A 23,320-nucleotide genomic window follows, 5' to 3' on the forward strand; every position below is an offset into this window, starting at 1 on the left:
GTAAGGCTGTTGTGGATATTTCTGATTTAGAACCGGGTAAACATGCTGTTGAAGTAAATTACTCTGGTGATGATAAGTATGCTTCTGTTTCCAATACAACTGTCATAGATATTCCTAGAGTTGATGATTATGGTATTGATGTTGATGCAGTTGTGGATGGAACTTCTGTTGACATTACTGTAAGTGTGCCTGCTGATGTAATAACAGGTCCTGTGCTTATTGATGTTGATGGCATTGGTTATTATGCTAATGCTACTAATGGTCAAGCTAAATTACACTTAGATAATTTAACTAAAGGAAATCATGAGGTTGTTGCGACTTATCCTGGTGATGATAAGTACGTCAGCAAAACTTCTGATGCTGTAGATTTCGAAGTTAATCTTATTCCTACTAGTGTTGATGTGAATGTTGATTCTCCTATTGAGGTAGGTGAAATAGCTAAAATCTTAATCACTGTTACTGATGGTGCTACTGGTGTTGTTAACGTGACTGTTAATGGTGAAACTCAAAGTGTTGGTCTAGTAGATTCTAAAGCTACAGTTTATGTATCAGGATTGGTTAATGATACTTATCCAATCATCGTCAAATATCTTGGTGATGATAAATATGATGCTAGTGAAAATACTGATCATGAAATTGAAGTAAATAAAGTTTCAGTTTATGACTTCACTGTAATCGCTTCCGATGCCGTTGTTGGCGGAACTTCAACCGTAACCGTAATACTGCCATCTGATGCTGAAGGTACCGTAACGGTCGGCAACAAAACGGCTAAAGTTGAAAATGGCAAAGCAGTTATTGTTTTAGACGAAGAAACAACTCCTGGCGAGAAAACAGTAACCGTAAGCTACTCCGGTGACGGCAAATACGAAGGATTTGCAGGCGAAACTGCAAGCTACAACGTAACTGTCAGTGTTAAACCAACTTCAAGCATTTCAATAGACGTAAATGACGTTTATCATGTCGGCGATGCTATTGTAATTACCTTAACTACTGTAAATTCAACAGGTAATGTCACTGTTACAATAAACGGCGAATCATATGCTGTAAAAGACAATAAGGTAACTATTCCAAGCGGATTGGCTGAAGGCACTTACACTGTTGTTGCCAACCTGGCTGAAGATGAATATTATCAAGCTTCAAGTGCAACTGCAACATTCGGTGTAATCAAATACGCTTCAGACATACAAATCAAGGTAGATGACGTATACACTGTCGGATCTGAAATCGTAATCGCACTCACTCCTGTAAATTCAACAGGTGAAGTCACGGTTACAATCAACGGCCAATCATACGCTGTAAAAGACAACAAGGTAACAATCCCTGACGGATTGGCTAAAGGATCATACAGCGTTGTTGCAAAACTCGCAGCAGATGACAAGTATCTTGCATCCGAGTCAAGCGCAACATTCAATGTAATCAAAAACGACATCGAATTGACCCTTGACGTAGGAGGAGATATCATTGTCGGTGAAGACAAGATCATTACGGTAACCCTGAACGTTGATGACGCTACAGGAAGCGTAATTATTTCAGTAAACGGTGTTGAATATTCAGCTCCAATCAGCGGAAATAAAGCTACCTTAACATTAAGCGGTTTAGAAAACGGCACATACACCGTAAAGGCAGCTTACGCAGGTGACGACAAATACCTTGCAAACGAAACCGACAGTGCTTCATTTGATGTCAGCAAGCTCAAAAACTACGTTGACATTAATGTAACTACAAGCAAAGACACTGCTGTTATCTCAGTTGAAATGCCTGAAGGCGTAAACGGAATCGTACTGGTTGACGTTAACGACAAGGGATACTACGTAAACGTAACCGACGGTAAAGGTTCACTTGAATTAACCGGTTTAGAAAACGGTGATTACACTGTTACTGTTAAATACGATGACGGCGAATGGGAATCTGTGGAAAACACAACCAGCTTTGAATTGCATTACAACCCAGATCCTACTCCAATCACAATCATCTCACACAGCATAGTGCTTGGAGAAAATCTGACGGTTCTTGTCGTTGTTGACAGTGAAATTACAGACAACGTAACGATTACGATTGACGGCAAAGAGTACTCCTCCAAAGTATCCGAAGGAATTGCAAGATTCTCAGTCTCAGGATTGGATGTCGGAAGTTACATGATTCTTGCCAAATACGCAGGAAGCGAAGAATACGGCGCAAACAGTACAACAGCATTCGTTGAAGTAACAAAAGTTGTTGACTATCCTGCATACATTACCAACAAAGTCAAAAACATTACCGTGCATCTTCCTGAGGATGCAACGGGCAATGTGACACTGGAAATTGAAGGAAAAACCTTCACCGGTGAAATTGTAAACGGTACGGTCAACGTTTATGATGCTGACTTGACTCCTGGATATCATAACGTAACGCTCATTTACGATGGTGACGACAAATACGCTCCTAGAGTAACCGATATGGAGATTTACGTTGAAAACATGGCAATCATCAGTGCTCCGGACGTAACCAAATACTTCTCCGGTCCTGAAAGATTCTATGTATATCTCGTTGATTTAGAAGGCAAGGGAGTTGCAAACGCAACGATATCAATTATCATTAACGGTATCACATACACAAGATACACTAATGAAAGCGGTGTCGCTTCACTTGCATTGAACCTCAACAGCGGAAACTACACTGTTTCAGTCATATTCGAAGGCAATGACGAGTTCGAGGCAACCGGTACTGTAGCTATCGTTGATGTGCTTCCTACAATCTATGCAAATGACGTATTCAAGGTATTCAGAAACGGAACCCAATACTACGCACTCTTCCTGGACGGCGAAGGAAACCCACTTGTCAACACTGATGTTTCATTCAACATCCACGGTGTATTCTACACCAGAACGACCAATGGAAACGGAGTTGCAAAACTCAACATCAACCTTGAAGAGGGCGAATACATTTTAACTGCAATCAATCCGGTTACCGGTGAAATGAGAACGAATACCGTCGAAGTTATTTCACGTATCGTTGAAAACCACGACTTGACGAAATACTACAGAAACGCAAGCCAGTTCTCAGTCAGAATATTAGGCGATGACGGTAATCCTGTAGGAGCAGGCGAAGAGGTTACATTCAATATCCATGGTGTAATCTACACCAGAACGACCGATGAAAACGGTTACGCTACATTGAACATAAATCTCCTTCCGGACTCATACATCATTACTACATACTACAAGGACTGTGCCGAAAGCAACCATATCGTTGTACTGCCAATACTCTTTGCAGACAATATGGAAGTTTCCGCAGGATCTGACTTTGTCTTCAAGGCACACCTGCTTGACGGTCAAGGAAATCCTTATGCCGGACAGACCATTGAATTTGTCCTGGATTACGGCAATACCTACAGCGCTGTTACTGACAGCAACGGTGATGCCAAAGTTACCCTTAACCTGCAGGCCGGAAAACACTTGATTAAGGCAACGTACGAAACTGCCAGTGTTATTAAAACAATACTTGCGAAATAGAGATTAACTTCTCTATTTTTTACTTATTTTTTTAAAAATTAACCACTTCATGTAGATGTCACAAGACCATCGTATCATTTCATTAACTAACATCAATGTAATTAACTGATTGGGTAATTATTTTATCAGATTTTTCAATAAGCATTAATATTATCAATCATTCCTTCAAGTATATTGATTCAAAATCAGCTGCTGTTTTTCCATAGGAATTTCCAGATCAGTTCAGTCATGATTACAATGCACTTGATAATTTTGCAAGTATAATGTCGGATTCAAAAAAACTGCTTTATGGCCTTGTTTCATCATTTATCCAATTCATTGGAAAATTTTTAATTTTTTTCCCAAATTTTCAAGTCACTAAGTTTATATACTCATAAAAGTAATACTATTGTTAAGGGATTCCTTTTTGTATTTTTTTGGCATGTTTCGACCAAACGGTTAAATATGTAAAAAAATATAACTATTGTTATAAAAATTTTGGTGATAAAGTGAATAAAAAGATAGGTGTTATTTTAGCAATCGTCTTAGTTTCATTACTCGCTGTCGGAACTGTCAGTGCCGGCATGTTCGACTTTTTGGGAGGAGGAAACTCAGATAAGATAAGTATTGGTTATTTACCTTCCGATCACGACGCAGCATTATTCGTCGCTGATGCGCAAGGTTTGTACAAAGCAAATAATATTACTGTTGAACTTGTTCAGTTCAATAACGGTGGAGACCTTATGACTGCTATGGCAAGTGGAAAAGTTGATGTCGGTTATGTCGGTATCTCTCCTGTATTGTCCTCAGTTGAAAAAGGCGTTCCTGTAAAAATCATTTCCGCTGCTCAAACAGAAGGTAGTGGAATAATCGTATCAAATCAATCCGGAATTTCATCAGCTGCTGATTTATCTGGTAAAAACGTTGCAACTCCAGGTGAAGCATCTATTCAATATGTACTTTTAAATTATTACTTAAAAGCCAATAATTTAAAGATTGATGATGTAAACTCATCTGCAATGAAAACCCCTTCAATCAACGATGCAATCAATACCAACACTATTGATGCTGGTGTAACTTTCCAGCCATTCGTAAGCTCCTCTGAAGCTTCAGGAAACAAGGTTTTAGTAACATCCCATGAAATGTTGCCTAACCACCCATGCTGTGTTGTTGTAGCATCACAGGACCTGATTGACAAGCATCCGGATACCGTTAAAACCATTGCATCAATCCACGAAAACGCAACCAAATTCATCAACGACAACGTCCAGAACAACACAAGCGCTGTAGTTGACCTTTTACCTGATGATATTGTTTCCAATAAAACCGTTGAAGCAAATTCATTAATGAGCTTCCCATTCATTTCAGGTTTAGATAACGATTTCAAAGCTAGTGTGGACTCTTTCATGAAATTGGAAGTGGATTTAGGTATTTTAAACAATACCATACCTCATGAAAAATTATTCTGGGAAGGAAAATAATTCCTCCCTTTAATTCATTTTTTAAAATCAGTTCTTTTCATATTCTTTTACTATTAAATCCATCGCTTTTTTGGTGTTTTCATCAGACACCTTGTCTATGATTCTCTTGTTTTCCTCAAGGCGGTCCAGGTAGTATTTTCTTTTTTCGCCGTCAACGATCTTGCAGCGGCTTGCATTGACCAGTGACTCGATAAGCGCTGAAAAGCCCCTGTTGAACGGCCTTACTGAGGGGTCATTTATGACAAAGTCCCTAATCGTTCCGTAAATGAAGTAGATGTTTGCATCGTTTTTAATCGGGAAATCTTCAGGTGTTTTCATTTCAATCTCGTCAACGCCTATAACCATATATGAAGGAACGTCCTTTAAAATTGCGATGTCCTCATCGTCGGTGTAGTATTCGTCTGAAAGCTTATCTATCGTTGATGCTGTAAACACCATAGGGTCCTGCGTAACGTTAACTACATATTCTCTTGTTTCCTGAATGTTTTTAAGGGTTTTTGACCCTTCAAATATTCTGCACATTACCTTATCGTCGCCGAGATAAATGAATGCAAATGCGCCGGCATTCTTCTCTTTTTGAGAATCAATTGTGGTATAAATGCATTCGTATTGCTGGTGAGTATATATGCCGATGCTCGTTAAGTCGTATTTCATAATATCGCTTCATTAATTTAAATCTGTAATCAATTATTTCAATTAATCAGATAAAACTATCAATATAATTAATCGTTAATGCCATTAAAATAAAAAAAGAAAATGAGTTAATTTCTCGCGAAGAGAAATTATAATTTGATTTTGATATCCAGTGCGCTTGAGCCTTCTTCGTAAACAAAGATTGGGTTGATGTCAAGCTCGGATATTTCTGGGAAGTCCAGGGTTAATCTGGCTACCCTTTTGACTGCTTCTTTTACTTCGTCGATATCACAGGCTGCTTCGCCTCTGTATCCTTCAAGCAATTTGGAAACCTTTGTGGAATTGATCTGCTCATCGATTTCCTGGGAGGACAGGCCTTTGGCCAGCTTGAATGATACGTCTTCAATGAGATTGACGTAGATTCCGCCCATACCGAATGCAATCATAGGTCCGAACTGCTTGTCCTTTATCATACCGACAATAACTTCCTGACCGGTTTCCATCATTTTCTGAACTTCAACGCCGTCAGGCACGATGTCTGGGTGTGCTGCCTTTGCGTTTGCAATGATTTCATCATAGGCTGCCTTGGTTTCCTCAGGAGTTGCGATTCCAACCTTTACTCCGCCGATATCTGACTTGTGCAATATCTTGTCTGATGCGATTTTAAGAACTACAGGGAATTCCATTTCCTCTGCAAGCTCAGCCGCTTCATCAGCGGAAGTTGATAGCTTGATAGGTGCTGCTGAAATTCCGTATGCTTCAGCTACAGCGTAGGCTTCGCTTCCTAAAAGGGTGTCCCTTCCGTCGGCTTTAACCTTATCGAAAATGGCTTTAACTGCATCCTTGTCCACATCATTAATGTTTTCGACAACGTCATCGTATTTCCTTTCGCCAAGCTTTGCGAAGTTGGTCATTGCGGATAATGCCTGTACTGCGGTTTCAGGGAAAACGTATGTAGGAATGTTGTTTTCTCTTAAAACCTCATTTGCGTTTTCAAATGTAGGACCGCCCATGTTGACTACGATGATAGGTTTTTTGGAGTCTTTTCTTCCGTCAAGTATTGCCTGTGCGATTCCGTCAGGGTCTGCTGAAGCGGTAGGACATACCATAACGATTAAACTGTCAACCTTTTCGTCGTGAAGTACGATGTCGAGTGATTCCTGATACCTGTTGACCGGAGCGTCACCCAATACGTCGATAGGGTTGTTAGCGCTTCCTTCATCTGGAATGCAATCCTTAAGTCTTTTGGTGGTTTCTTCATCGAATTTGACAAGGTCCAATCCTACCTTTTCCATTGCGTCCACGGTCAGTACTCCGCCTCCTCCGGCGTTTGTAATGATTGCAACGTTGCTTCCCTCAGGAAGAGGTGCTTTGGAGAATGCAAGACCTATATCGAAGAGTTCGGCCATGGTTTCAACACGCATGATTCCGGACTGTCCGAATGCGGTGTCGAATGCAAGATCACTTCCGGCAAGTGCGCCGGTGTGTGAGGATGCTGCCTGTGCTCCTGCTGATGAGGAACCTGATTTAAGAATGATAATAGGTTTTTTGACTGCGGTTTCCCTCATGGTTCTCACGAAGTCGTCATCGTCTGAAATGGATTCGAGATAACAGATGATTACGTTTGTTTCATCGTCTTCGGCCAGATACTGGAGCAGTTCGATTTCATTGACTCCTGCCTTGTTACCGAGACTGATTACTTTACTGAATCCGATTCCTGAAGTGATACTCCAGTCGATAATAGCCACCATCATTGCTCCGCTCTGTGAGATGAATGCAATGTTTCCGGTTGGTGGCATCATTTGTGAAAATGAACCGTTCAGCGGTGTGTGTGAGTCCGTGATTCCCAGACTGTTTGGTCCGATTATGTTTATTCCGTATTCCTTTCCGAGTGCGGTCAGTTCCGCTTCCAGTTTGGCTCCTTCTTCACCTACTTCCTTGAAACCGGCAGTAATTACAACAAGGTTTTCAACGCCGGCTTCACCACAGTCACGTACGGTATCGTTAACGAAAACTGACGGGATGGTGATTATTGCCAAATCCACTTTTTCAGGAATGTCTTTTATGCTTGCATATGCTGTTTTACCTAGAATCTCTCCACCTTTCGGATTTACAGGGTATATTGCACCTTCAAATCCGTCGTTGATTAAATTGTCTACAATGATGTATCCAACTTTTCCAGGTGTGTTTGAGGCTCCGATAACGGCCACAGATTCAGGTTTAAACATCTTATTGAGATCTATCATATAAATTTTCTCCTTTAATATTTAACATCTAATTTATAATGATAAATAATTAACAATTATTTATGTTTAAATATTTACTTTTATTATTATATAAATATATTGATAAAAATTAATTTTAAAGCCTTATAAATTAATTTAATTTATTTTAAATGATTTTTTGAATAGTCGAATATGAAATTTTACAGGGTCATATGAAAATGATTTAATATTAGAATTCATATAACTATATATAAATATTTCATAAAATTTGATTAAAAGTGAGGAGGATTATGAGTTTAATCATAGCGTATGTTGGAAAGAAAGGCTGTGTAATGGCCAGTGACAAAAGAAGAATAGCTTATTTCGGGACAAATAGGCAGGCACTAGAAGACGAATTGTACGATGGAAGTATCACAACTGATGAAGAACTTTTAATAAGATCAAGAGAACTCGATGTTCCAATCAAACTAACAGATGATGCCGATAAGTTAAGGATTGTAGGCAATACCATCAGGGGCGAAGTAAGTACCAAGGGAACTCATGAAACAAAAAGGAAACGTATTTACGGAACCACGAACGGTTATCAGGTTGTAGAGCTTATAGGCTCCGAGACCAAATCACGTCAGGCCGGCGAAAAGGGCATTATTTTATTCGGAAACGATTTCGCCAAAAAACAGGCTGAAACGTTAATTAAAAGAAGATGGAAAGCTTCCCACAGCTTAAGGCTGATGGGTGAAATCTTTGAAGACATATTAACGGAAATCTCCCAGAAGACTCCTACAATAGGAAAGAGTTTTGACATTCTGATTCAGCAACCTAATTTTACTCCTTCAGAGGCTCAAAAGCATCTTAACATTACTATCGATGCGGACATTAAGGTTTTAACCAAATACCGCCAGCAGCTTACTGAAGAGATGATTGAAAAGACCAGAGAAATCCAGCTGGCCAATAAAATCATCAACGACGGTGCAATAGGCAAGGTGGAATCAATCGACGGCAGGATGGTTGAAGTCAGGCTTAACGACTCTACTCAGGCGTTTAACTTTAACTGGAAGCCTCTGGCAGGCCCTAACCAGAAGGTCATCATGTTTTCCACAAGCGATGACATTAAAATCGGCGACAAGGTCGTTATTAAAGACGAGGTCTTATGTCTTAAGAAGAACAGTTCCCCATTGACATGTGATATTATCCTGTGTTCACTATGAGGAATTATAAATGAAGCTGATATTCTTGGGAACCGGCGGAGGAAGATTTTCTGCCATAAACCAGAGAAGAATGACGGGCGGATTCAGAATCGACAATCTTGGAGGAAAGAATTACCATATCGATCCCGGCCCTGGCGCATTGGTTAGAACATACCAGTTCGGCCTCGATCCGAGAAACATAAATGGAATCTTCGTTTCCCACGCCCATACTGACCATTACAACGACGCCGAGATATTAATCGAAGCGATGACGAATGGAATGACTCAGGAACAGGGTCACGTTATAGCTTCCAAAAGCGTTTTGTCAGGTTATAAGGAATGGGGACCATGCATTTCAAAGTATCACCAGTCAAAATCAAACATTCTGGAAGTCGAAAAGGATGACATCAGGTATTTCGACAACTGCCTTTTGAAGGCTACCCCAACCGTTCACGGAGACCCCGTAGGGGTAGGTTTCCAGATTGACTACAAAGGATTTAAGATTTCATACACTTCGGATACCGCTTATTTTCCTGAATTATCCAAGGCCCATGAGAATGCCGACATCCTGATATGCAGCGTACTGCGTCCGGGAGGAAAGGCAATAAAGGGGCATTTATGCACAAGCGGATTTATCAGAATGATTAAGGAAATCAAGCCAAAGCTGGCAATCATGACCCATCTTGGCCTTAAGATGATTTCAAACAATCCTATCGGTGAGGCTAAAAAGATTACTCGCATAACGGGCGTAAAGACTTTGGCCGCATTTGACGGGCTGTCACTTGACATCAACTACAACAATCCCGCAAGGGCACGTATAGTTTCCCTAAAAGACGTTGATGCTCCATATCACGGTTCAAACAGCAACCTGTCAAGGTTCGAGCGCAAAAACGCAAGCAAGCTTGCGGCTAAAAATGGGGAAAGCGACGAATTCACGATGATTCGAAGAAAAAGGAATTAGCTTTCAAGATTGCTCGGATGGATGAATCCCGAACGAATCATGTGGTCTGCAAGCACTATGGCGGTTGATGATTCGCTTACGACAGTTACCCTAGGGCAGATGCACGGATCGTGCCTTCCCTTAATCTCTATTTTTTTGTTTTCCATTTTAGAAATGTCAACTGAGGACTGGCATTTTGAAATTGAAGGGGTTGGCTTAACCGCAATTCTTGAAACTATAGGCATTCCGTTAGTCATGCCGCCGATTATTCCGCCTGAATTATTTGTTTTAGTTTTTACTTTATCATTTTCAATTAAGTATTCGTCGTTGATTTCGCTTCCTGACTTATCGGCAACTTCAAAGCCCAGGCCGATTTCAACGCCCTTGACGGCGCCTATGTTCATCAGTATCCTTGCCAGATCACCGTCAAGCCTTTCAAAGACAGGCTCGCCAAGACCTGCGGGAACGTTAACTGCAATCGTTTCAACTATTCCACCGACGGAGTCTCCATCCACCTTTTTGGCCAGTATCAATTCTTCCATCTCTTCGGCCGCCTTCAGGTCGGCGCAGCGAACGGGATTTCTTTCAATATTTTCCTTTATCTCGTCAAATGACATCTTTCGTGCCTTGACGTCACCGATTTGAACAACGTGAGATACTATTTCAATGTTGTGTGTTTTCAATAGCTTTTTGGCAACGGCACCTCCGATAACGTGGCCGATTGTTACCCTGCCGCTTCCACGGCCGCCTCCGTTATAGTCGTAGTTTCCGTACTTGCTCATCCAGCCAAAGTCTCCGTGTGAAGGGCGTGGAGTGTCCTTAAACATTGAATAGTCCTTTGAATGCTGGTTCTTGTTGAAAACCACTCCGGTTATAGGCGTTCCGTCGGTCTTTCCTTCAAAGATTCCGGATAAAATTTGAACCTCATCGGCTTCCTTTCTGGGTGTAGTAACGCTGCTCGTTCCAGGCTTTCTTTTATCCAGCTCTTTTTGAATATCTTCACTGCTCAGTTCAAGATTTGCAGGACATCCGTCAATGACTGCACCGACGGCTGTTCCGTGACTTGAACCGAAACTTGTTATTTGAAACTTTTCCCCAATTTTATTAGACATAATATTATCCTTTGTAAGTTAACCATAATTAATTTATCTTATTAATGTGAAAAGATTATATCAAGGTGAATTAAAATGCAGTTTCCAATTACAAGAATGAGAAGATTAAGGAAAAATTCTAAAATCCGTGACATTGTACGTGAAACAAAGCTTCAAAAGGAAGATCTGATTTATCCGATTTACTTTAAGCAGGAACTTACGGGTGATGAAAAAGAGGAAATCTCATCCCTTCCGGGAGAATACAGATACTCTCTTGAAAGCGGTGTTGCCTTTGCAAAGCAATTGGAGGAAAAGGGATTAAGGTCAATAATCGTTTTCGGAATTCCTCCGGAGGATGAAAAGGATGAGATAGCCACGCCGGACTATGCCGATACAGGAATCGTCCAGAAAGCTATCCGTGAGCTTAAAAAAGAGACCAATCTGGTTGTAATAAGCGACGTGTGCTTATGCCAGTACACTTCACACGGCCACTGCGGAATGATTGTCGAAAATGACGATACCGATGACGGAATCGAGATATTAAACGACGAGTCCCTTGAATACATCGCAAAGGTCGCCTTATCCCACGCACGTGCCGGTGCAGACATAGTGGCCCCTTCAGACATGATGGACGGAAGGGTCGGCGCCATAAGGCAAGCTCTTGATGAAAACGGGTTTTATAACGTCATGATAATGTCTTATTCCGCAAAATACGCTTCAGCATTCTACGAGCCGTTCCGCCAGGCGGCCTGCTCATCACCACACAAGGGAGACAGGAAAAGCTATCAGATGGATCCTGCAAATGCAGCAGAAGCAATCCGTGAATGCGAGCTGGACGTCATTGAAGGATGCGACTTTTTAATGGTAAAGCCTGCCCTGCCTTATCTTGACGTCGTAAGGACGGTAAGGGACGAATTCATGCTCCCATTGGTTGCATATAATGTAAGCGGAGAGTATGCAATGATTATGGCAGCCATTGAAAAAGGCTTTTTAACCGAAAGGGCAATAATGGAATGTCTGCTTTCAATCAAAAGGGCAGGAGCGGATTTGATTATCACGAATTTTGCGCCTAAAGTTCTTTTTGGGGACATGATAGAGTGAAAAGCGAAGAGATTGCAAAGATAGCCCAGATAGCATCAGCGCTGGAGGTAAGCGGATATCCTAAGCCGGGAAATGTTCACAGAACCCGTGACTATGACGACATGGTCTTTGAGGACTTTGTAATAAGCGGGATTGTAATTGGAGACACAATAAGAAAGGCAACAACGGACGTTGACGTTGAAAATCCTCAGCTGGGCAGATACATCCTCGAAGCGGTTGATGAAACCGACAGGTGGATTAAAAACAACACGAATCTGGGAATCGTCATGATGATAACGCCGATTGCAGCTGCAGCTGCAATAAGCGATGACTTTGATGAAATCCGTCCAAATATTGTTAAATTAATGGCAAATACCTCTGTGGATGACGCATGCGATTTGTATGATGCGATTAACATTGCTGATGCCGGGGGAATGGGAGACCAGGACGAATATGACGTCGCATCGGACAATGCCAAGAATGAACTTAGAGAAAATAAGCAGACCATGTATGATGTTTTAAAGATTTCAGCACCATGGGACATGCTTGCCCGTGAAATGACCTTCGATATGCCTGCAGTTTTTGAAATTGGCTATCCGACATATCACAAGCTGAAAGAGGAAAAATCCCTAAACGACGCCTGCGTGCTGACGTTTCTGACGATTCTTTCTCAAGTGCCCGACACGCTCATTTCAAGAAAGTACGGTTCAGATGAGGCCATGAAAATATCTCTGATGACAAGGGATCTGCTTAAGTTAAAGGATGCGGACGATTTTGATGTTAAGCTTCAGGAATTCGACGATTATCTCTTTGAAAACCATTACAATCCAGGCACAACAGCAGATTTGACTGCAGCGTCAATATTCGTGAGCAATCTGAAAACTCACTTCTGAATGGGGGAAAATAACATTAATATAAGACTGGAATCCGAAAAGGACTATCTTGAAGTTGAAAACCTTGTAAGGGATGCCTTCTGGAACGTATATCGCCCCGGCGCATTTGAACACTACATCGTCCATAACTTAAGAGACGATGACTCTTTTATTGCCGATTTGGCCTACGTCATTGAATGTGACGGTCAGATAATCGGCCACATTAATTATTCGAAGGGATTCCTTGATTATGGTGATGAAAAAAGAGATGCGGTTGTATTGGGGCCTGTAGCTATTCATAAGGATTATCAAAAGCGTGGCCTTGGCTCCTGCCTTATAGAATACACTCTGGGATTGGCTGAAAGTAAGGGAATTCCATTTGTCTTTGTCATAGGTGATGAAAGCTATTATCACAGATTCGGCTTTGTATCAGCATCAGGATATGATATTTATCTGGACGGAACAGACACTTCACAGGACTGTCCATTTTTCATGATTAAGGTATTTGATGAAAGTAAAATATTAAATAAACGGACGATATTTCATAACCCTCAGGTATTTGACGTTAATGCAGATGACGCCGATGAATTTGATAAGAATTTTGAATATAGGCAAAAGTTGGTTTTGGATGCTCAGCTTGAATAAATAATGACTGGTATTTCTTGAAATGATTTGTGTTAATATTTCCATGCACAATTTTTATATATGATGTTCTACAATAATGTTTATTAGAGAATTTTTAATTAAATTCCATTTTGTGAATTTTTTTCACTAAAACATAACCATGGGTTTAATCAATGTCTACGAGTCATTTGTGGAATTATTTAGGTAGTTCTGCATTTGGTCATTGATTTTTTTAATATAATTATAATTATTTTTCTTATTTTCAATGATTTTTCAGTAATTTACAATTAACTAGTGATAAGATGAAATACTTAATAATTAACGGTTCTCCAAGAAGAAAAAATACATACGGTGCAGTAAAACAGCTTATAAGTGATTTTGACGCTGAGTTTGAAGAAATCCATTTGATCGAAGAGCAGATTCCGTTCTGCATAGGATGCTTTAACTGTTTTGTTGAAGGAGAAAGTACATGCCCTCATTTCAGTAAAGTCAATCCGATAGTTGAAAAAATCAGGCAGTGCGATGGAATCATTATCGCTTCACCGGTTTACGCCCTGAATGTTACTTCTCTTTTAAAGAACTTCCTTGACCATACCGCTTATTTCTATCACAGGCCGCAGTTCTTTACAAAAAAGGCGCTGGTCGTTGTTACTACTGCCGGAGCTGGTCATAAGAAAGTGGCTAGCTATATTGATGAAACATTAAGGCATTGGGGAGTCAATAAGGTCTATAAGATATCAATTGCTTTGGGCGGAGAGGAATCCGTTGACACCTCAAGATATGTCAAAACCGCCGAGAAATTCTTCCGTGATGTGGAATCAGAAAAGCTGCACTCTCCTTCATTTGGTGACGTTACCTATTTTGCAGCCTGGAAGGCAATGAACTATGTTGAAGAGCCAATCAAGGCAGATAATGAATTTTGGACTTCGACAGGTTTGATCAATCAGGATTACGGCCAGGAAGCCAATCTGAATATTGTAAAAAAACTCTACTCAAAAATCATTTTTAGAATATTCAAAAGAATGTTTTGATTCATTTAAAGTAATCCCTGTGCTTTTTCAGGTAGTAATTGATGTAGAGGTAACTGATTAGTGATCCGACAGCCATTCCGCAGACAAGACCTGCGTATATTCCAACATCACCCCAGTTAAAGACAAATCCGAAAAGTCCTGCAAATATGATTTCCAGGAGAAACGCCCTTAATATTGTCAATATCAGTGAAATCGTTCCTTTTCCCATGCTCTGGAATAGGTTTCCGGCTATTACTCCTAAAGGCATCAGCAGTAAAAAGAAACATAAGATTCTGATTGCTTCGGCCACTCTTTCTGAAAGCATCGCACTGTCTGCTGAATATGAAAATACGTAGGAGAAAGGCTCTGCAAATATAAAGAATGTTGCGCAAATAACGATTGATGAAATCAAACCCAGTTTAATGCCGTAGTTAAGTGCGGTTTTCATGTTGTCGTAGTTTCGAGCTCCGTAGGCCGCTCCTCCAACGGTCAGGCTGGCCACGCCGATACCGATTAATGGTGCTATTCCAACGGCCACCAGTCTCCACGTTGCTGTATATGCTGCAACTGCTATGGTTCCCACAAGAATGGTGAGCCAGTAATTCATTAAAATTGAATTGAAGGATATGATGAACTGCTCTAGGCTTGCGGGAATTCCCACAACGAGAATGTCCTTGTAGATGTTTATGTCCCTTTTGTATTCGCTCAGTTTGATTTGAAGAAAGCTGTCCTGCTTTATAAACATCCAGTAAATCATCGCAATCATCGGAAGTGTTGCAGCAATCACGGTAGCTATTGCCGCTCCGGTTATGCCCCATCCCAGGACATAGATGAAAATCGGGTCCAAAATCATGTTGAAAATCGCCGTAAACATCAGAGGGTAGGATGCCCTTTTGATTTCACCCTGTGAGCGGAATATCGCAGACATCATTGCAGGGATAAAGACGGAATAGACTCCTCCAAGAACGATATATCCGTAATCTAAAGTCAGTCCAATGACTTCGGCTGCACCCATCCTAATGAGCAAATCCTTTAAAATCACAAGAATAAATGCAGTAAATATCACTGTTACGATAATGCTTAATATTATGGAATGTATTGCGCTGTTTCCGGCATCCTCATACTTTTCGGCTCCGATATATCTTGCTATGAGGCTGTTTGCTCCAGCTCCAAGGCCGTTTGCAAATCCAACGAATGCCAGAAATACTGGAGTTACAAAACCCACCGCAGCCAGAGGGCCGGCTCCAAGCCCCGCAACCCAAATTCCGTCGATAATATTGTTTAAAACCATGAACAGGTTGCTTATGATGATTGGAATTGCCAGCTTGTTTATTGCCTTTTTCGGGTGATTAACTATCAAATCAATATCTTCAGTTTTCTCCATTTTTATCCCAGTTTCTTGATTTTTACAATATATTTATTAACATATTCAAATATATATTATATTATTATTAATGATTACATTAAGATGGTGTTTAAATGAGTGAGGATATTGAAAAAACCATTAATGAATTACATATTTATGAAAAAATGTTATTAAAAGAATTAGAGGCTAACCCTCAGGCTGCTCCTGAAGATATAGCTGAAAATACTGGCATGGACATAAAATCAGTTATGAGCGCAGCAGGTTCACTTGCTTCTAAAGACATTATTGAAGTTGACAAGAAAGTTGAGGAAACCTATTCCCTCACCGAAGACGGGCTCAAGTATGCCGAAGAGGGACTTCCGGAAAGGAAAATACTCGATGTTCTGGCAAGCAAGAAACGTATCGACATGAAAGACCTGGCCGATGAAGCGGGCATCGACAAAAAGGAAACTGGAATTGCAATCGGATGGCTTCGCCGAAAGAAATGGGCTCAAATTGATAAGGGTGTTGTCAACATCACCGATTTTGGTAATGACTTTGTTTCAAAGATGGACGTTGATGAAAAGGTTCTGGAATATTTAAAGGCCAATGCTGACGGAGTAAAGCTGTTCACTGACGACTTGCTTGAAGGATTCAATAAATTAACTGGAAGAAAAAACATTTTGAACATTAAAAAGGAAGCCTCACATTCCTTTAAAATCCTTCCGAAAGGTGAAGAAATATTGAATCACGGTTTTATAATCCAAAAGCAGGCTACCCAATTAACTCACCAGCAATTGAAAGACGGTGAGTGGAAAAGCCTTCAGTACCGTCCATATGACATTAACGCAGAAGCTCCTGTAATATTTGCGGGCAAAAAGCATCCGTTAAGGGTCATCATCGATGAAATTCGTGAAATATTTTTAAACATGGGATTTTCAGAAGACAACGGGGAATATGTCGAATCTGCGTTCTGGAATTTCGATTCACTTTTCCAGCCTCAAGATCATGCAGCACGTGAAATGCAGGACACTTTCTATCTCAAGAATCCTTTAACCTGCGATTTGCCTGATGAGGAACTGGTTAAGTTAACGGCCGAAACCCATGAAACCGGTGGTGGAACGGGTTCTATCGGCTGGCAGTACGACTGGAGTGAAGACATTGCGCGCCAGAGTGTTTTAAGAACCCATACGACCGGAATTTCAACAAAGCACCTTTATGAGCATGAGCCTCCAATCAAGATGTTTTCAGTCGGAAGGGTTTTCAGAAGAGAGACTTTCGATTACAAGCATTTGCCTGAGTTCCATCAGGTAGAAGGACTCGTTTGTGATGAAAATATCAGCTATCAGAATCTTTTAGGTACATTGAAGGAATTTTATAAGAAACTAGGATTCGAGGTCAGGTTCCGTCCTGCCTACTTCCCTTACACTTATTTATCTACAGAAACTGAAATCTATCTGGAGGAAAAGGAAAGCTGGATTGAGCTTGGAGGAGCCGGAATGTTCCGCCCGGAAGTTTTAAAGCCATTGGGAATCAACCAGCCTGCACTGGCATTCGGTTTGGGTATTGAAAGGCTTGCAATGATTAGATATGATGTATCCGATATCCGTATGCTTTACAAAAGCGACATCAAATGGCTTCGCGAACTGAAACTGGATGACGGGGTGAAACTCTAATGACAATAAAGCTGGTTTCATGGAATGTCAATGGAATAAGGGCAGTATCCAAAAAGGAAGAGTTCTGGGACTGGTTTGAAAACACCGACGCAGATATCATTAACTTCCAGGAAGTGAGAGCCACGAAAAAGGACATTCCAAAGAGATTGGCTAACCTTGAAGATTGCGAATCCCATTTCATCGAAGCCGAAAAGAAAGGCTACAGCGGCGTTGGAACCTACTCAAAAATCAAAACGGTCAATGTCACTAATGGACTGGGAATCGAAGAGTTCGACAGCGAGGGAAGGGTTTTAAAAATAGAATACGATGACTTTATTCTGTATAACATCTACTTCCCGAACAGCGGAATGAATGCAAAGCGCCTTGATTTTAAGGTGGCATTCTGCGATGCTTTATTGGCCGAACTGAAAGAGCTTAAGGCTCAGGGAAAGAACCTCGTAATCACCGGAGACTACAATATAGCCCACCACCCGATTGACGTTTACAATCCGAAAAACTGTGAAGGAAAGTCAGGATACCTTCCCGAAGAGCGCGCATGGCTTGACGAGCTTGAAAAGGCAGGATTCATTGACACTTTCAGAATGTTTGACGAGGGAGAGAACAATTTCACCTGGTGGAGCTACCGTACCCGAGCACGTGACAGGAACGCCGGGTGGAGACTGGATTATTTCTATGTGAATGAGGAAATTAAGGATAATGTTAAGTCAGCTTCCATATTGAGCGACATTTACGGTTCAGACCACTGTCCTGTAACTTTGGAGCTGGATTTCTAGAATGATTAATAGCAGGGGGTAAAAAAATGTTGAGAAATGAAGAGGAAAATCGTGTAGTATTTTTTGATGTGGATGATACGCTTTTGGATACTTCCGCATTTGCGCAGACTGCAAGAAAGGCAGCTATTGAACTGATGGTTGACAACGGACTTCCATTGGATAAGGATGAAGCCTACGGTGTTTTAAAAACAATCATCCGTGAAAAGGGATCAAACTATGGAAAGCACTTCAACGTATTGACTCAGGTTGTTTTGGGCCATGAAGACCCGATGCTCGTTGCTTTGGGAATGATTACCTATCACAACGTAAAAATGGCTCTTTTAAGACCTTTTGCAGAAACCACGGACACTTTAATCTATCTGAAAAGCCAGGGATATAGGCTGGCCGTAATATCAAACGGTATCACCATAAAGCAGTGGGAAAAGCTCGTCCGTTTAAACATCTATTCATTTTTCGATGAAGTAATCACCTCCGAAGAGGTCGGGCGCAAAAAACCGGATAAATTAATCTATGATGTTGCTTTAAGGAAAATGAAGGGAGATCCTGAAAAGTCAGTAATGATTGGAAACAAGTTCCGTGAAGACGCCCTGGGTGCGGTCAATGCTGGAATGAGCGCCATTCTTGTCAATTCCGATGTCACCGAAGATGACAGGGAATACATAAGACAGGAACAGCTGGATATAACAATTATCGATAATATTGGTGATGTCAATACGATTTTATAGCTAGAAAAATGCGTCAAGGCTTTGCTGTTTTTCACCGACAGACAGGTCTTGCAAATCCTTTTTTGAGTATCCCAAAGGCTCCATGATACGTCCGACGGCGGGAATTATCTGGTTGTTAATGTAGTAGTCCTTGTCGTAGGCAATGCCTTCGCTGTATTCATAGGGAACCGCCCTCTGGCTTATTGAACCTTTTCCTTTTTTTATGATGTACTGGATGATGGTTCCTTTGGTAACCTTGATTCCATGGTCCTCTATAATCTGTGCGGCCACGACGTGAGGCCCAACCTGCTTGTATTCGCTTAACGGCTTGTTTATCTGTGTGTGAATAATCAGCTCCTTAAGTTCAACGTCACCCTTTCTTATTCTTTTCAATACCTTTTTAACCTCATCGATGGCCTTCTGGGAATCCCCTTCTTTTAAGATTGCCATCAGCACGGCTTCCTGTGTTCTTTTAACGATTGGAGCCCAGTCCCTTCTGACCAGTTCAAGGCCTTTGGCTATTATCTCGCCGTCTTCGATAACGGCATATCTCTTTTTGGTTACAAAAAAGCCTCTTCTGTAAAAGCCTTCATATTCAAGCTCCATGCTTTCAGGCAACGTCGAATTGAGGTACTTTAAAAATTCATGAGCCTGTGATTTGATTTCAGCTTCCAGTTCCAGTTGTTCTTTCGTTTCCTTGCACACACAAACACCATATTATATTTTTGACAATAATATTTAAAATACTTTTTCGGTGAGGACAATTCTTAGGAGTGAGGACAATTCTATTTCCCTGTTAAATAATTATTTCCTTATTAAACAAATGGATTACTTCTCAAACGCTCTAGGATTTGCTTTATATTGTTTGATGTATAAAGTATTCGTAGAGGTTTGATATTATGACATCCAAAGAGTTAATATCCACTTACGATGAAAAAAATGACACTTTTGTCTGTAAATTATCTGATAAGAAGGGATATGTTGCAAATTATGACATATCAAACGGCGTGTTTTTAAGCACAGATATAAACAATTTGCCTGTTTCATTCTTCATCGGTGATGCGTCAAACGTGTTGAACGTAAAGAAAAGCATTTTGGAAGATCCGAACGTGGCAATATCTCTTAAATGCAGCAAGGAAGAAATAGACTTTGAACTCTTCATAGCCGATGAGAGGATTTACTCCTCAAAATCCGGGAATTATTTCAACATTCCCGACATCGACTGTGTGATGAGAGCAAACTAGGAGGTTTTGGAATGAATAATTACTTGAATGACCTGCCGGATGAGGTTTTAGAGGAAATCGTTTATGAGTACGAGGATCAGCTCGATGAAATCGACGTTGACGAAATAATCGCCAATCTGAAGTCAAACATTTCAGATTACATCTACGACAATCCCGATGATTTTATACCGGATTTCCCCGAGGATAAAATCGATTTAAGCTATGTCGATGATGAAATGATTCCGGACGAATACCTTGAAAGAATCGAGCCGAAAGATATTTGTGGATAAATAATATTAATTATTATCCACATACTATTAATTGATGCAAGAGGAAGAATATTATATCGAAGACAACGATTTGGTTGACCTGTTAAAGGACGTTTTGGGCGACAAGATCAGTGATGAGGATATTGAAAGAATTCTGTCAGCCAGTGAAGACGGTGAAATTACTGAAGATGATTTCGATAGAATTGTTGATGAGATACTTGCCAAATCAAAAACAACAGAAGTTTTTAAAGATCCTGAACCTATAATTCCTGATAAAACGCCAAATAACAAGGGATTTTTGTATTTATCTACAACACCTGACAAGTGTCCTGTTTGCGGAAGTGCGCTTATTGACGATTTTTACTGTGCAAACTGCAATCTAAAATTTTCATTTGTCAAGGATGAAGGCCAAAATCCTTCAAAAAAATAAAGTTTATATATAATGATAAAGAAATATTTTATTATCATTATTCATTAAGGACTCTTTTTTGCTCTCATAATGTAAATTGTTATTTTTCTTGTCCAACAGTTTACTGAAAAGAGACTTAATGGCAGCGATTATTAATTAATTATTTATATTTATTAGGTGAAATAATGGCAATTTCTCAAGGAAAATCAACTAGAAGTCCATCAGGTGCAAGAAACGTTGCAAACCGTGGAAAAAGAAAATCAGAATTAGGAAGAGACCCAGCTGAAACTAGGGTAGATGAAAAGAAATTAAGAAAAATCCGTACTCGCGGTGGAAACGAAAAGCTCAGATTAGCAACCACCAACAAAATCAATTTAACCGATGTTAAAACCGGTAAAACCCAAGTTACCGATATTTTAGGAGTAATCGAAAACGACGCAAACCCTAACTACGTAAGAAGGAATATCATTACCAAAGGTGCTGTTGTAGAAACTCCTGAAGGTAATGCTAAAGTAACATCCAGACCTGGTCAGGATGGCGTTGTTAACGGAATTTTAATCTAAAGATATTAATTTATCTTTATTTCTCTTTTTTTATACTTGAAATTATTCTACTAATTTATTGTTTTATTTTCTTATTAATTAATTTATGTTTTTAAACATAATAATACTTGTATAATACTTTATTTTGATTATAATTGTATAAATTAACTTTATTTTGATTTAATATCTTATAAGTATTTTTTTAAAAAATCATTTATTTAGTTATATTTCAAGTGTAATGTCCTGATTTCTGTATTAGCTTCGAATTATTAAAATTAATATCAATCAAATTCTTTAGATAATGTAATTAATTAATCTAATATATATTAATTAACAATAATTGGTTATAATCGTTTATATTAACCTTTTATTTTCTGATTAGGGATTATAGAAAGCTTTATATGCTTTAAAATCATATATTATCATAGTTAATTTTTCAATTAGGGTATTGAAAAATATTTAATTTATTAACCATTGGAGTTTGTTAAAATGGCAAATGGAATTACTAAAGAAGTTATTACACCAATATCTGAAATATCAACTGATGAATTCAATGAACTTTACAAGTACTACGATATACCTAATCCTAAAGAAATCCTCGATTTTTGTAAAATCCACGAAGGTTTAGTTGAAGGTTTAATCACCGTTAAACCAATGATTGAAAAGTATTTTCCTGATTTCGATTGTGTTCTGGAATTCTTTAAAGATCCAGAAGAACCTTTAGACCAAATTTTAATCATTGTCCAGACTGGTGAAGAAGAGTTTAATCCAGTAACTTTTCAAAAAATAAAAGATATTAATTTAGAAATTATTTTTTGTGAAGATTTAACAAGGGATGTATATACATTATTTTTGGTGGTGGATTAAATGTGGAAAGGGACTGATTGGACTAAATTTTATCATAATATTAGCAAGAATACTCCACCTCTCTTAGGTTGGGGATGAATTGTGCGATGGGGTGTGTGTTTTTTTTTATAGTGTGCTTGTATTGGTATACGTTTGTAATAGGTGGTTTTAAATATTTATTTGTTTATATTAGCTATTTATGAGTAGTGATTTGGATAGGAATCAGCATTCGGTATACAAGTTAACTTTTCATTTTGGTGTTGGTTGTTAAATATCGTAGGAAAGTGATTGATCAGGATATTTTTGATTCTTTGATGGTTTATATTTTCAGATATTGGTGGTAAGTATGGTGTTAAGGGTTGAGGAGTCTAAATTGGGAAGCTGAATCATATTCATATACTATTTGATGCTATGCCTAGTACCAATCTTGTTAGGTTTATTAATGCATTATAAAACTTCTAGCAGCAGGATTATTAAAAGAGATTATCCTGGTATTAAAAGGTTTCTTTGGAAGAGTGCTTTTTGGAAAACAGGTTATTTTATCACTACGTCTGGTTGGAGCAAATATAGAAACTATACGAAAATATATTGAAAGGCAAAGAGAAAAATAACTAAATATTATTATTTATTTGTACTGTGTATAATACTTATCAAGCACTCTAGGTGAAATTTTATTACTCTATAAAAAAAATAATTTATTATATTGTACTCATTTATAAAAAAAAAGAATATGGTGGTTTTAAATTCGTATGAATGTTGTCAAAGAGAATATTGAGGTTAGGATTTATCCTGCAAAAGCAGATATGAATGATAAAGGTGAAAAGATTGTTAATATTAGTGCTGTTGAGTCTAATATTGGAATATATCGTTTTATCTACAATAAAGAATTGGAGTTTATCAACGACTTTAAACGCCTATTGATA

Annotated in this window: 22 protein-coding genes; 17 read left to right on the plus strand and 5 right to left on the minus strand. The window is 39.3% G+C overall.

Translation table 11 applies throughout. From position 1 onward, the window contains the following. Together F3G70_RS11225 and F3G70_RS11230 are read left to right on the plus strand one after the other, a co-directional pair. Positions 1-3,491, plus strand: a 3,491-nt coding sequence (locus F3G70_RS11225) for an Ig-like domain repeat protein (RefSeq protein WP_188118175.1), incomplete at its 5' end; no start/stop codon positions are given. Between the two features lie 488 nt (positions 3,492-3,979). Continuing rightward, positions 3,980-4,951 carry an ABC transporter substrate-binding protein gene (locus tag F3G70_RS11230; protein ID WP_223166085.1) on the plus strand — a complete coding sequence of 324 codons (972 nt, stop codon included), beginning with the start codon at positions 3,980-3,982 and terminating at the stop codon, positions 4,949-4,951. Between the two features lie 27 nt (positions 4,952-4,978). Here F3G70_RS11230 and F3G70_RS11235 read toward each other — a convergent pair whose 3' ends face one another. After that, entirely contained in the window at positions 4,979-5,605 is a 627-nt protein-coding gene (locus tag F3G70_RS11235; RefSeq protein ID WP_149732799.1) for a DUF447 domain-containing protein, read from the minus strand. A gap of 128 nt (positions 5,606-5,733) precedes the next feature. Next, a complete protein-coding gene (gene acs, locus F3G70_RS11240) occupies positions 5,734-7,830 on the minus strand; it encodes an acetate--CoA ligase alpha subunit (RefSeq protein WP_149732800.1) in 2,097 nt (698 codons plus the stop codon). 269 nt (positions 7,831-8,099) lie between these two features. Here acs and F3G70_RS11245 point away from each other — a divergent pair, with 269 nt between their 5' ends. Together F3G70_RS11245 and F3G70_RS11250 are read left to right on the plus strand one after the other, a co-directional pair. Beyond that, positions 8,100-9,014, plus strand: a complete 915-nt coding sequence (locus F3G70_RS11245; RefSeq protein ID WP_149732801.1) for an MJ0548 connectase family domain-containing protein — start codon at positions 8,100-8,102, stop codon at positions 9,012-9,014. A gap of 10 nt (positions 9,015-9,024) precedes the next feature. Then, complete coding sequence (locus F3G70_RS11250; RefSeq protein ID WP_149732802.1) at positions 9,025-9,954, plus strand: MBL fold metallo-hydrolase; 930 nt, start codon at positions 9,025-9,027, stop codon at positions 9,952-9,954. Here the strand turns inward: F3G70_RS11250 and aroC are convergent. Next, complete coding sequence (aroC, locus tag F3G70_RS11255) at positions 9,951-11,045, minus strand: chorismate synthase (RefSeq protein WP_149732803.1); 1,095 nt, start codon at positions 11,043-11,045, stop codon at positions 9,951-9,953. The genes F3G70_RS11250 and aroC overlap by 4 nt on opposite strands. Positions 11,046-11,120: 75 nt before the next feature. Here aroC and hemB point away from each other — a divergent pair, with 75 nt between their 5' ends. From hemB to F3G70_RS11275, 4 genes are all read left to right on the plus strand, one after another. Continuing rightward, positions 11,121-12,125, plus strand: a complete 1,005-nt coding sequence (gene hemB / locus F3G70_RS11260; RefSeq protein ID WP_149732804.1) for a porphobilinogen synthase — start codon at positions 11,121-11,123, stop codon at positions 12,123-12,125. Further along, complete coding sequence (locus tag F3G70_RS11265; RefSeq protein ID WP_149732805.1) at positions 12,122-12,997, plus strand: triphosphoribosyl-dephospho-CoA synthase; 876 nt, start codon at positions 12,122-12,124, stop codon at positions 12,995-12,997. The genes hemB and F3G70_RS11265 overlap by 4 nt, the downstream gene beginning before the upstream one ends. Continuing rightward, positions 12,998-13,621, plus strand: a complete 624-nt coding sequence (locus F3G70_RS11270) for a GNAT family N-acetyltransferase (protein ID WP_223166086.1) — start codon at positions 12,998-13,000, stop codon at positions 13,619-13,621. Positions 13,622-13,902: 281 nt separating this feature from the next. Then, complete coding sequence (locus F3G70_RS11275) at positions 13,903-14,631, plus strand: flavodoxin family protein (RefSeq protein ID WP_149732806.1); 729 nt, start codon at positions 13,903-13,905, stop codon at positions 14,629-14,631. A gap of 1 nt (position 14,632) precedes the next feature. Here the strand turns inward: F3G70_RS11275 and F3G70_RS11280 are convergent, their stop codons facing one another. Continuing rightward, positions 14,633-15,994, minus strand: a complete 1,362-nt coding sequence (locus F3G70_RS11280) for an MATE family efflux transporter (RefSeq protein ID WP_149732807.1) — start codon at positions 15,992-15,994, stop codon at positions 14,633-14,635. A 95-nt stretch (positions 15,995-16,089) separates the two neighbouring features. Here F3G70_RS11280 and pheS point away from each other — a divergent pair, with 95 nt between their 5' ends. The 3 genes from pheS to F3G70_RS11295 are packed head-to-tail and all read left to right on the plus strand — an operon-like array spanning position 16,090 to position 19,129. Then, complete coding sequence (gene pheS, locus F3G70_RS11285) at positions 16,090-17,631, plus strand: phenylalanine--tRNA ligase subunit alpha (protein ID WP_149732808.1); 1,542 nt, start codon at positions 16,090-16,092, stop codon at positions 17,629-17,631. Beyond that, complete coding sequence (locus F3G70_RS11290; RefSeq protein ID WP_149732809.1) at positions 17,631-18,404, plus strand: exodeoxyribonuclease III; 774 nt, start codon at positions 17,631-17,633, stop codon at positions 18,402-18,404. Before pheS ends, F3G70_RS11290 begins: the two co-directional genes overlap by 1 nt. A gap of 26 nt (positions 18,405-18,430) precedes the next feature. Next, positions 18,431-19,129: a TIGR02253 family HAD-type hydrolase gene (locus tag F3G70_RS11295; protein WP_149732810.1), complete on the plus strand. Its 699-nt coding sequence runs from the start codon at positions 18,431-18,433 to the stop codon at positions 19,127-19,129. Here F3G70_RS11295 and F3G70_RS11300 read toward each other — a convergent pair whose 3' ends face one another. Further along, a complete protein-coding gene (locus F3G70_RS11300; RefSeq protein WP_149732811.1) occupies positions 19,130-19,813 on the minus strand; it encodes a DNA polymerase domain-containing protein in 684 nt (227 codons plus the stop codon). A gap of 194 nt (positions 19,814-20,007) precedes the next feature. On the opposite strand from F3G70_RS11300, the gene F3G70_RS11305 reads away from it, so the two are divergent. The 6 genes from F3G70_RS11305 (at position 20,008) to F3G70_RS12520 (ending at position 22,989) form a co-directional block, all read left to right on the plus strand. After that, complete coding sequence (locus F3G70_RS11305; protein WP_149732812.1) at positions 20,008-20,352, plus strand: hypothetical protein; 345 nt, start codon at positions 20,008-20,010, stop codon at positions 20,350-20,352. Positions 20,353-20,363: 11 nt separating this feature from the next. Further along, positions 20,364-20,621: a hypothetical protein gene (locus F3G70_RS11310; RefSeq protein ID WP_149732813.1), complete on the plus strand. Its 258-nt coding sequence runs from the start codon at positions 20,364-20,366 to the stop codon at positions 20,619-20,621. A 34-nt stretch (positions 20,622-20,655) separates the two neighbouring features. Continuing rightward, complete coding sequence (locus tag F3G70_RS11315; RefSeq protein ID WP_149732814.1) at positions 20,656-21,030, plus strand: hypothetical protein; 375 nt, start codon at positions 20,656-20,658, stop codon at positions 21,028-21,030. A 164-nt stretch (positions 21,031-21,194) separates the two neighbouring features. Beyond that, complete coding sequence (locus F3G70_RS11320; protein WP_149732815.1) at positions 21,195-21,572, plus strand: 30S ribosomal protein S8e; 378 nt, start codon at positions 21,195-21,197, stop codon at positions 21,570-21,572. Between the two features lie 468 nt (positions 21,573-22,040). Continuing rightward, positions 22,041-22,418, plus strand: a complete 378-nt coding sequence (locus F3G70_RS11325) for a hypothetical protein (protein WP_149732816.1) — start codon at positions 22,041-22,043, stop codon at positions 22,416-22,418. A 421-nt stretch (positions 22,419-22,839) separates the two neighbouring features. Next, positions 22,840-22,989, plus strand: coding sequence for a transposase (locus F3G70_RS12520; protein WP_394349330.1), 150 nt, complete (start codon positions 22,840-22,842; stop codon positions 22,987-22,989). Positions 22,990-23,320 lie beyond the last annotated feature (331 nt).

Origin of the sequence: Methanobrevibacter millerae (genome assembly GCF_900103415.1) — an archaeon.
GTDB classification, from domain to species: domain Archaea; phylum Methanobacteriota; class Methanobacteria; order Methanobacteriales; family Methanobacteriaceae; genus Methanocatella; species Methanocatella millerae.